Origin of the sequence: Rhodopirellula maiorica SM1, assembly GCF_000346295.1 — a bacterium.
Lineage (GTDB): Bacteria > Planctomycetota > Planctomycetia > Pirellulales > Pirellulaceae > Novipirellula > Novipirellula maiorica.
Genome location: NZ_ANOG01001093.1, coordinates 1 through 11077, shown reverse-complemented (window position 1 = coordinate 11077; position 11077 = coordinate 1). Strand labels below are relative to the sequence as shown.

Genomic DNA, 11077 nt, shown 5'->3' with positions numbered 1-11077 from the left:
CCCTCGACTCGCACAAAGCCTTCGGCGATGTAGATCCCCTTCTCCATCTGCTTCATCGCTTTGACGTCGACCTTGCCAGCGACCACCACGCGATAGACTTTTTTGATTTGATACTTGGGATGCGCCAGCTTTTGGGCCAATTCGCCATCGTTGGTCAGCAGGATCAAGCCTTCGCTGCTGCGGTCCAAACGTCCCACCGGGAACACACGTTCGGTCGGCGGCACCATATCGATCACTCGCGGGCGACCCTGCGGATCGGAGTTCGTTGTGACCACGCCGACCGGTTTGTTGACTGCGTAATAGACGAGTTTCTGAGCTCGTAGCGCTGTGCCGTCAACAAAGACCTTGGCCTCTTTGGGATCAAAGCTGCTGCCCAATTGGTCCACGATCTTGCCGTTGACTTCGACGCGTCCCTCGATGATCAGTTCTTCGCATTGACGGCGACTGCCAAAACCAGCTGCGGCGAGCAGTTTTTGCAGACGAATTTCAGATCCCTTTTCAGTAGACGCTTCCGATTTGGAGCCTTGGCGAGGGGATTTCGATTTTTTAGAGCTTGGGCGTGGCATTCGTGTTCTCGGACCGTCGACGTGGACTTATCGACAAAAGGTACCAGAACCATGCCGCTTTGTGACGGAGGTACTTTTTGATTTGGTAAAGAAGGTTTGGGGGAAGTAGGCAAACGAGCCTGTTTTCAAGGCCGGCCGAGCCAAACACAGCCCGCGCCGCATCGTTAACCAAAGCATCCGCTCGCTGCCAACGCCACCCGCACTGCTTTAGCGGCCCAACCACGGCATGGCGTCCGGAACCAAGCGATTGCGAACCGGTTCGGGTAACGGTTGTTGATAGCTCGGCGGTCGCGAAGCAGCCTCGTAAGGCGCAATGTCATTCTGTGGATACGGATCGTGAACGATCGCGTTGGCTTGTTGCTCGTTCATCGTGCCTGCCGGGGGAAACCATCCGCCGCCGCGGCAACCGGTGAACGAGAGAAATAAAAGAGAAACGCCCAGCAGCGTGGGAAGATTCAGTTGTGTGGTTCGCATGTGTCCGATTCCATTGGATTGCCACGGCCGGGCCATGCGATCGACCGAGAACACGCGAATGCTCTTGGAAAGTCACAACCCATTTGTGGGAGAGTACGAAGTCTGTTAGCAAGCTGCCAAGAGGAACTTGAGTGGGAGAGGTGGCAGCGGAAGGGAGGTTTCGGTCCTTCGCTCTTGTTTATCGAGATCGACGACGGCAAGAGTCCAACTTGCTTAGTGTTTTGCTAGCAAGATCGGCTCTGTAGGGGGGCGGTCTTGCCGATTATCACGTCCGCAAGACCGCTGCGCTGCACTGGTTTTGCCGCAGCTGGTCTAAAGCAACACTTTGGGGGGCGAAGGCGTGTGATTACGTTGGGCCTAGACTGCGATCATTTTGAGCGCGGTGCTATTGGCGGCCAAATCGATGCGAACTTTGCCCAACGCGGCCGGCAGCAACAACGAATCGCCGGTGCTGAGCTGTATTTCCTCATTTTCCGTCGTCAGCGTGGCGGTTCCTTTGGGAACGGTAATGATGTGAAAATGATCATCGTCACCAAACTCTTCTCCCAGCCGAGGTTGCGGTCCACTGTCAAAGGCCCGCAGCACAAATTTGTCGCACATGACCAGCGTTTGCCAGGCATGAACGCCTTCTTTGACTTGAATCGGCTGAACCGGACCGCGACCAAAGTCGGTGACGTCGATTCCGGCTTGGATGTGCAATTCCCGGGCATTTCCCTTCGAATCGACTCGATTCCAATCGAACAAACGGAACGTGGTATCGCTCGATTGTTGAATTTCGGCGACCAGCAGTCCTGCGCCCAAGGCATGCACGGTTCCTGCGGGAATGAACACGCAGCTACCCGGTTGGGGGTGAAATTGGTGCAGCACCTCGTCGGCGGTTCCCTGCTCGATCGCGTTGCGCAATTCGGTTTCACCGACTCCCGATTTTAGTCCCGCGTAGACGACGCTATCGGGTTTGGCAGCCACGATATACCATGCTTCCGTTTTACCCCGATCAGGAATCGTCATTTTTGCCCCGTAATCGTCCGACGGATGGACTTGAACCGACAACACCCGATTACAATCGAGGTACTTTAGCAGCAAAGGAAATTGGTCGTCCTCGGCATCCCCCATCAGCCATTCGCGATGGTTTAACAGGAGTTCGCGAAGACTTTTTCCTGCTAGGCAGCCCGATTGGACAATGCTCTGGTCGGTGCCATGATCGACAACCTCCCAACTTTCCGCGTAATTAGCGTCATCGCCAATCGGTTTACCCAGTTGTTCACCGAGCAGACGCCCACCCCAAAGGGTCTGTTTCAAAACGGGCTTGAAGCGAAGGGGATATGGCTCAATCATGGACACAACAATCGTAGCTTTCAGGTTTTTCGAGACTTGGATGGACGATGATGACATCGATAACGAAGGATGCGTTGATAGACTAGTGCCGAGGCGTTCGCGGCAGCGTGTCTTTGCGTGTGCGAGGATTTTAGGTTCTCCGCCGTGTGGCGACACTGTGCGGGCAGCAAACCCTCTGCTAGCAGAAACCCTCTACTAGAAGAGGCCCTCTGCTAGAACAATCGTCAGCTAGGCTTTCCAATCGTTTAAAACTGACCCCACTCTCCCCCCGACTTTCAACTAAAATTATCTATCGTGGATCGACCGGCACTTCCTAAAGACGACCTATTTGAAAACTCAACGATGACCTTTGGGGAACACCTCGAAGAGTTAAGGTCGAGTCTGGTCAAGGCAATCATGTGGCTTGGGGTCGGCTTGTGCGTCGGGCTGTTCTTTGCCAATGACGTGATCCGGTTTATCCAAGCACCGTTGCAAGGAGCGATTCAGCAGTTCAATGCGGATCGCGATTTGACCAGTTTAGGTTATTCCGATCTGGACGATCCTGAAATTCAGCCACTTCGCGAATTCTTAATGCGAAACGCGTTGGTCTGGGAAACCATTTACGAGATCCCCGAAGAATTGCAAACGCTGGCTCCCGACGCGATCGAGTCCAATCTTGATGCGACCGACACCCCCGACGTTCCCGCAGTGACGGTCAAACCATATGCGATGAAAGAGCTGCTGCAGCAGTTGCCAGATCCCACGGCGCTGCAGCCCAAGATCCAGCTGCGTGAAAGCAAGACGAGCGTCAGTTCGCTGAAGATCGAAGAACCCTTCATGATCTGGGTCAAGGCTGGCTTGATTGTGGGCGCGGTATTGGCGTCACCGATGATTCTGTATCACCTCTGGTCGTTTGTCGCCTCGGGACTGCATGCCCATGAACGCCGCTATGTGTATCTGTATATGCCGATCAGCGTGATCTTGTTTAGTAGCGGTGTCGTGCTGGCGTTCTTTTTGGTGTTGCACTACGTGCTCACCTTCCTATTGGCGTTTAACGGCAGCATGGATGTGGCGGTCGAGCCGCGGTTGACCTACTACGTCAACTTCGTGCTGATGCTGCCGCTTGGCTTCGGGATCGCGTTTCAGTTGCCGTTGGTGATGTTGTTCTTGCAGCGTATCGGATTGTTTGAAACCGAAGCCTACATCCAGAGTTGGAAAGTGGCGGTGTTAGTCATTTTTGTGATGTCGATGCTGCTTACTCCAGCAGATGTCACCAGCATGGTCGCATTGGCAGTTCCGTTGATGTTTTTGTACTTCCTGGGGATCTTGATGTGCAAATTCATCCCTCGTGGCCGCGGGCTTGGCAGTGCGGCGTATGATCCCGCCTAGGATTCGCGTTGCCAGCAATCCGGTTTCCCGGGTATCTTGAGCGAATGTCGAGAGGGGAATGTCTCCTCCGACGTTGTGGTCGTCCCGTTTGGAAGACGATTTGCAATGCAAAGCGATGCGGTGTGATTCGTCGTTGCTTGGCTTCCCTCTACGAATGGAATCAAACGTCATGCCAAGTTTCGTCAAAGATTGGGCCGCTCGGGCTAGCTACCGCGTACAAACCAAGGTCGGTTATCGATTTCTGCGGACCAAACGCTTTGGATTGGATTGGCTTGACGACGCAGCCCGGATTGCACGCGAAGCTTGGCATCCTTCGTTTACCAAGTTGGATGTCGTTTTCGATGTCGGCGCCAACGTAGGGCAAACGGCGTCCAAGCTGGTTCAGCGAATTTGCCCGAAAGCGATCTATTCGTTCGAGCCGGTCGAGTCGACGTTTGCCCAGTTGAAAGCCAACACCAGGACTTTGCCTTCGGTGCATTGTCTGAATTACGGACTCAGTGACGTCAACGCAAACAGCTCGATCCATATCTACGAATCCAGTGTGTATGCGTCCACATGTGACCGCACCCCGGTGATGTCGCCCGAGAACGAAACGTACTTGCGAACCGACACGATCAAGCTAAAGACGCTCGACAAAGCTCGAGCCGAGCTAGGCGTTGAGAAAATCGATCTGCTGAAAATTGACACCGAAGGTGCGGACTTGCGGACGATCCAAGGGGCTCAAGCTTCCTTACAAAGCAAGGCCATCGGTTTGATCGTTTTTGAATTCTATCGCCCCTCCGACGCGACCGGAGCCAGCGGGACGTTCTTTCCCGTGGACGCAGCTCTTGTTTCACATGGTTACCGCTTGGTCGCGTTTTACACCGACCACGTACACTCGGACCGGTCCACGGGCATCTACAATGCGCTCTACATGCCCGAACCGCAGTAGTCGCTGCACCGCCCATCCTCAGTGATCAAAATCCGAGTTCGTTTGTGGATGACTGGACCGGCGGGAATCCCGCCGGTCGTCTTCTATTGGCATTCCCCACGCTGGCTCTCTGTTGGCCGTCATCAAGTGACGCTGAATCGGCCGGAATATGTCATAGGATTTTCTTGTTGATCCAAGCTGGGGATTTGTGGTTTTCTCGACTCGCGAGTTAGTTTTGTAATTTTTGTTAATCAGTAAGCGATGTTGGTGGGGGTTGTTTGCGATATTGTGGCTGGTAATATAAATCAATTGGTGGGGTTGTGCTGTCTCGCGTGCTCACCGGCTTTGTGATCTCTCGATGCGATATTGCATGAACCCGATCAAACCTCCTCGACTGCATGGTGAATCGCTTGGGGCGGTCCGCTTTAAATCCCGCCCCGAGGATTTTCAGGTCGAAGAGCGGCTTGGGTTCGAGCCATCCGGCGATGGCGAGCACTGTTTGGTTTGGGTCGAAAAGTCCGAGCGAAATACCAATGACGTGGCGACTCTGATTGCCAAAAAACTTGGACTCCGAAAACGCTTGGTCAGCCATTGCGGCATGAAAGACAACCACGCGATCACTCGGCAGTGGTTCAGCATCCATTTGCCGGGCCAACCGTCGCCGACGCAGGACGACTTGGCTGACGATGGAATTCGGATTCTCAATGTCACTCGCAATTTGAGGAAGCTGCACCGCGGATCACATGATGGCAATCGATTCCTCATCCGGCTGCGTGAGTGTGAGTTTTCCGAAAGTGAGGCGGCCGCACGTTGGCAGCAAATCAGTGATCGCGGGGTACCCAACTATTTTGGGCCTCAGCGTTTCGGCCGTGACGGCGGCAACGTCGATCAGGCTCGCCGTTTTATGTCAGGCGAACTCGATGTCCGCGATCGCCCGCTCCGAGGTATTTTGATTTCGGCGGCACGTAGTTTTATTTTTAATGCCTGTGTCGCCCAGCGTGTTGAGCAGGGCAATTGGGACACGCCGCTCGATGGCGAGGTGTTTGGTTTCACCAATAACCGCAGTTTAGTGATTCCAGGAAACTACCGCGGTGACGAAGCCGAGCGAGTCCGACAAAAGCAGCTTGAATTGACTTCGCCGCTGTGGGGACAAGGCGATCTGCTCTCACGAGACCAAGTCAAGCGATTGGAACAGAGTGTGGTCGAGCGTCATCCCGAAATCATCGAGGGGCTGGCCTCGTTTAATCTGCAACAAGAACGCCGCGTCATGCGGCTGTGTCCCGAGGCGTCCCGTTTGGAATGGGAAGATAGCCGTACTCTGGTCCTGCGATTTGATCTGCCCAAAGGAACGTACGCGACATCCGTGCTGCGTGAATTGGCGGATTGGAACTAGATGACCTTCCTTCCTACTGGATGACTAAATTGATGAACCGTTTTCGATTGATGTTGTTTGCGTTTGTCAGTTGTCTCTTTCTCTGCTCGGTGGTCTCCGCATCGGATCGTCCCGACATCGTCGTATTTCTGTCGGATGATCACACGTGGCATGACTCGTCCGTTTATGGATCCGATGAAATCGACACGCCGAACATGTCGCGGCTTGCTGCTGCGGGGATGACGTTTGACCAAGCGTTTGTCGCGTCACCGGCCTGTGCTCCCAGCCGTGCTGCACTTTTGACCGGGCTTTATCCCGCAAACAATGGTGCCGAGCCGAATCATTCTCGTCCTCGTGCCGACATCAAAAAGTTGCCGGCCTATCTACAGCAACTCGGTTACGAAGTCGTCTCGTTTGGCAAAGTCGGGCATTACAGACAGACGACGGAATACGGCTTTGATCTCGCTTCCGACTTCAATTATCACGAAGACACCGCAGTGCCCAATGCACTGAAATGGTTGCGAGAACGGCAAAGCGACCAGCCGTTGTGTTTGTTCGTGGGAACAAATTGGCCGCATGTCCCTTGGCCTGAACAGACAGGCGAATTTAACGCTGACAACGTCCAGGTTCCGGCGCATCATGTAGACACCCCGCAAACACGTGCCGCCCGCGCCGAGTACCTAGCCGCCGTGCGGATCATGGACAACGAACTCGGCCAAGTCTTTGATCTAGCACGAGAAAAACTCGGCAGCGACACCTTCTTTCTGCACACCAGCGACCATGGGGCGCAGTGGCCATTTGGCAAATGGAATCTGTACGAAGAAGGAATCCGCACGCCGTTGATCGTCAGTTGGCCCGGGCATGTTCAGCCCAACACTCGCTCCGATGCAATGGTTTCGTGGATCGACGTTTTACCCACGCTGGTGGATGTTGCCGGTGGCGAGCCGCCATCGTCGATCGACGGACGCTCGTTTGTGCCGGTCTTGCGAGGCGAGCAAAACGAACATCGCGATCTAATTTTGACAACGCACAGCGGCGATGGTGACAAAAACATCTATCCCATTCGCGCGGCGCGAACAAATGACGGATGGAAATACATTCGCAACCTGCATCCCGAATTTCGTTTTACCAGCCATGTTACCGAAGTCAGTGGACGATCGAATTACTGGGAAAGCTGGGTCGAGCAGGCGTTGCACTCGCCACAAGCCAAGCAGAAGGTCGAGCGTTACCTGCTGCGTCCCGCCGAAGAACTCTATTTCTTGGCGGACGATCCTAGAGAGCAAAACAATTTGATTGCGGATCCATCGCAATCTGAGCGATTGGCGTCGCTGCGTGCGGCGGTCGACCGATGGACCGCTCAGACGCATGACTCGTTGGCCTACTACAACACGCCCAAGCCGATCGTATCGGACAAAACACCCAATATCGTCAACGTCTTTGTTGATGACATGGGATGGTCCGACATTTCCTGTTTTGGCGGCGACGTGGTTCAGACGCCTCATATCGATCGTTTGGCGAGCGAAGGGATCAAGTTCACACAGTATTACGTCAACTCGCCCATCTGTTCACCATCACGAGTCGCACTGACGACCGGACAGTATCCTCAGCGTCATCGAATCAGTTCCTACTTGGCCAATCGACAAAGCAATCGTAAACGAGGCATCGCAAATTGGCTCTCGCCCAAAGCTCCGGTGCTTGCGCGTGAGCTGTATGCAGCCGGATATGCGACGGGGCATTTTGGGAAATGGCATATGGGGGGCCAGCGGGATGTGGGGGACGCCCCATTGATTGGTCGCTATGGATTCGATCGCAGCTTGACCAATTTCGAAGGGCTCGGGCCGCGCGTCCTTCCGCTCAAAGACACCTACGATGGTCGCGAGCCTGAGAGGCACGACTTGGGTTCGGCCAATCTCGGGCAAGGCCCAATTCGCTGGGAGGATCGCAGCGTGGTGACCGCCGCGTTTGTCCGTGATGCGGTTTCGTTCATCGACCAATCGCAACTGTTGAAGAAACCGTTTTACATCAACCTGTGGCCCGATGATGTCCACTCGCCGTTCTTTCCACCACGGGTGCTTCGGGACGCAACCGGGGAATCGAAACGCGAGTTGTACTACGCGGTGCTGAAGGCGATGGACGAACAACTAGGCGTGCTGTTTGACCGAATTCGCAACGATCCTAATCTGAAAGACAACACCTTGATCGTGTTTTCTTCGGATAACGGTCCCGAACCAGGAGCGGGATCGGCGAAACCGCTGCGTGGTTCGAAAGGGTATCTGTATGAAGCCGGCATTCGCTCACCATTGATTGTGTGGGGACCGGGGATTCTGGCCGAGGCTGCGGCCGGCTCTGTCAACTCGACTTCGGTCTTTTCTGCCATCGATCTGAATCGTTCGCTGTATACGATCACCGGCACATCGCTGCCGGAGAAAGCGGATTTGGACGGCGAAGATTTGCACACGACATTGCTTGGTTTAGCGAGCGAGAGTCGCGCGGCGTCGATCTTTTGGCGACGTCCTCCCGATCGCCCTGGGACAAAACAGAATCCAAATTCGGATCTGGCGATGCGTGATGGGAAGTGGAAATTTTACCTGAATTACGATGGTAATGGTGCCCAGCTGTATGATCTGAGCACCGATGTCTCCGAAAGCAACAATGTTGCCGATGCGAACGCCGATCTCGTCTCACGTTTCAAGAAAATGCTGCTCGATTGGAACAGCGACTTGCCTAAGGATGCGGGCGATCCGACGTTCAAACAAACCGATTCGACCACCGCGCTGCCGTCGAATCAGTTTGTCAATCCGATCGCCGAAGGAGCGGATCCATGGTTGGTTCGCGATCCGAATGCCGAGCGTTACTTGTGGTGTTTTTCCGAAGGTAATCGCGCGATCGCAATTCATACAACGGACAAGATGACATCGCTGGGGGAAAAGCACATTGTTTGGCAGGCCCCAGAATCGGGCCCGTATTCACAAGAAATCTGGGCGCCGGAGCTGCATTACCTCGATGACCGTTGGCACATCTATTTAGCGGCGTCTGACGGCAAAAACGAAAATCACTTGGCCTACGTGTTGCGTTCGCAGTCGACGGATCCGCTGGGGCCGTACCAGTTGCATGGACCGTTTGCGACCGGAGACGGCAACGATGGACGCTCGCCCAATGGGTGGGCCATCGATATGACCGTGCTGGAACATCAGGGCCGGCGGTATGCGATTTGGTCCGGTTGGGATTCGCCTGGTACCGATCAACAATATCTCTACATCGCTCCGATGAAATCGCCGACCCAATTGGCGGGACCTCGCGTTCGCCTTTGTGATAACGATGACTATTTGTGGGAACGCGTCGAGCCGAATCCAAGTCAACGCGGGCTCGCCGAAGGACCGCAGGTGCTCAAGCACGGAAAACGTACGTTTGTGATCTATTCGTGTGGCGCGTCGTGGTTGCCCACTTACAAACTTGGACAACTAGAACTTGTTGGCGACGATCCGCTGAATCCCTCCGCGTGGCAGAAAAACGATCGCCCCGTTTTCCGAGGAACTTCGGAAACCTATGGCATCGGGCATTCCTGTTTCGTGCAAACGATCGACGGAAAACAGTGGTGGCATGTATATCATGCCAAACGAGATCGCGAGCCAGGTTGGCGACGTAGCATCTTTGTCCAACCCATGCGTTTTCGCCCCAACCATTCACCGATGTTCGGCAAGCCCGTAACGGCAGGAGTCCCGTTGACACGGCCCTCAGGCGAGACGGTGTCCAAAGTAAAATTGCCGTGGGCAGCATCGCTGAAGAATCCTACTCAGCCGATCGACGCAACCTACTATGGACACCATCAATTCATCGATCACGATCCGCAGGGAATTCATTTGGGGGGCGTTCCTGAAACGCCGATCAATGCGTACCGGAGCGGCGAGAAATGGATGCTCGACGGCGAGATCCCTGCCGACTTTGATGCCGAAGTCACGATCGATTTCCGCGGCGATGCAGACGCTCGGGACGCGGGTTTGCTGTTTCGCACGACCGCCGCAGCGATCGGATTTGATGCTCAACGAGGTTATTTTGCGGGGTTGATTCCACGTGCCAATCGCGTGATCTTTGGTCGTACCGATGGACATAATTGGACCGAGATCGCTCGAGCTCATTTGAAAATTGACCCCAACGACGCCCACCGCTTTCGGGTACGAGCCAAGGGCGATCGCTTTGAAATCTTTGACAATGGAAAACTCGTTTTGACCAGTCGCGACGATCATTACGCCATCGGCGGGATCGGGCTGCGAGTTGTCAATACGCATGCCGTTTTTTCCGAGCTAAGAATCGAGCCGTTGTAATCGCTAGAATCGAATCATTCCGAGCCGAGGCGACCTTATTGGTGATGGAATGCGGGGCAAATTCCCGAATTTGAAAATTCGGGTGCTACACTCGGGATTCCCATTCGCGGAGCTTACTCCCTTTGCCCCGGCTCAATCATGCATCTGCAATCTTTCCTGTTGGTCGTCCTTTCGCTTAGTTGTGGTTCGCTGCCCGCCGGCGAAGTCGACATGCTGCGAGCGAGCGTAGCGACGCTGGGGATGATCGCGGCTTGGTGGATTCTTTGTCACGTTGCCGCCCGAACGACATCGCGGCAAGTCTTGGCGGGCAATATCAAACCGATCCAAGGGGCTCAGTGGCTGGAAACCCAATTGGACGTCTTTCGCTGGCTCAGCCTAGGCGTAGTCGTCATGTGCTTGGGCGGCTTCGGATTGGCGCGGTCTCTCGATACGTTGCCGGTTATCCAGAATTCGATGTTCTTGCAATCGTTGGTGCTGTTGTTTCCTGGGCTTGCGCTGGCAGCAGCTAGTTGGTCGGCCGAACATCGCTACGGCGTCGTACTCGATTACACCGATCGCGGGTTTGTTCCGCACCTACGCAGCATCGTCAGTTCGTTTCGTGGGGCAACGGCTTGGTTGGTTATCCCCGTGTTGATGCTGTTGGCAAGCGCGGATGCGATCATGCAGTTGCCGATCAGCAAGACCCAGACTGGTTGGGCGATGGGGATCTCGCTGGTGGTGTTCCTCGGTG

7 protein-coding genes and 1 pseudogene are annotated in these 11077 nt (G+C 54.7%); 5 read left to right on the top strand and 3 right to left on the bottom strand.

What is annotated here, in order from left to right:
* From RMSM_RS35380 to RMSM_RS35370, 3 genes are all read right to left on the bottom strand, one after another.
* Window positions 1–566, bottom strand: a 566-nt coding sequence (locus tag RMSM_RS35380; protein ID WP_008709246.1) for a pseudouridine synthase, incomplete at its 3' end; no start/stop codon positions are given.
* A gap of 207 nt (window positions 567–773) precedes the next feature.
* Window positions 774–1040: a hypothetical protein gene (locus RMSM_RS35375; RefSeq protein ID WP_052031966.1), complete on the bottom strand. Its 267-nt coding sequence runs from the start codon at window positions 1038–1040 to the stop codon at window positions 774–776.
* 357 nt (window positions 1041–1397) lie between these two features.
* Complete coding sequence (locus RMSM_RS35370; RefSeq protein ID WP_085980645.1) at window positions 1398–2372, bottom strand: type I phosphomannose isomerase catalytic subunit; 975 nt, start codon at window positions 2370–2372, stop codon at window positions 1398–1400.
* Window positions 2373–2669: 297 nt separating this feature from the next.
* On the opposite strand from RMSM_RS35370, the gene tatC reads away from it, so the two are divergent.
* The 5 genes and pseudogenes from tatC to RMSM_RS35335 form a co-directional block, all read left to right on the top strand.
* Complete coding sequence (gene tatC / locus RMSM_RS35360) at window positions 2670–3743, top strand: twin-arginine translocase subunit TatC (RefSeq protein WP_008709237.1); 1074 nt, start codon at window positions 2670–2672, stop codon at window positions 3741–3743.
* A 58-nt stretch (window positions 3744–3801) separates the two neighbouring features.
* Window positions 3802–4674: an FkbM family methyltransferase gene (locus RMSM_RS35355; protein ID WP_008709235.1), complete on the top strand. Its 873-nt coding sequence runs from the start codon at window positions 3802–3804 to the stop codon at window positions 4672–4674.
* Between the two features lie 349 nt (window positions 4675–5023).
* Window positions 5024–6046: a tRNA pseudouridine(13) synthase TruD gene (gene truD, locus RMSM_RS35350; RefSeq protein WP_040771282.1), complete on the top strand. Its 1023-nt coding sequence runs from the start codon at window positions 5024–5026 to the stop codon at window positions 6044–6046.
* A 32-nt stretch (window positions 6047–6078) separates the two neighbouring features.
* The gene (locus RMSM_RS39215; protein ID WP_160168448.1) at window positions 6079–10347 is read left to right on the top strand and encodes a sulfatase-like hydrolase/transferase; all 4269 of its coding nucleotides are present in this window, start codon (window positions 6079–6081) and stop codon (window positions 10345–10347) included.
* A gap of 138 nt (window positions 10348–10485) precedes the next feature.
* A pseudogene (locus RMSM_RS35335) lies at window positions 10486–11077 on the top strand (M48 family metalloprotease); the annotation flags it as partial.

What these genes read in the sequence shown, in the direction of transcription:
- RMSM_RS35355 (WP_008709235.1), top strand. Translation starts at nt 3,802, where the DNA reads ATGTCTCCTCCGACGTTGTGGTCGTCCCGTTTGGAAGACGATTTGCAA.
- truD (WP_040771282.1), top strand. Translation starts at nt 5,024, where the DNA reads ATGAACCCGATCAAACCTCCTCGACTGCATGGTGAATCGCTTGGGGCG.
- RMSM_RS35375 (WP_052031966.1), bottom strand. Translation starts at nt 1,040, where the DNA reads ATGCGAACCACACAACTGAATCTTCCCACGCTGCTGGGCGTTTCTCTT.
- RMSM_RS39215 (WP_160168448.1), top strand. Translation starts at nt 6,079, where the DNA reads ATGAACCGTTTTCGATTGATGTTGTTTGCGTTTGTCAGTTGTCTCTTT.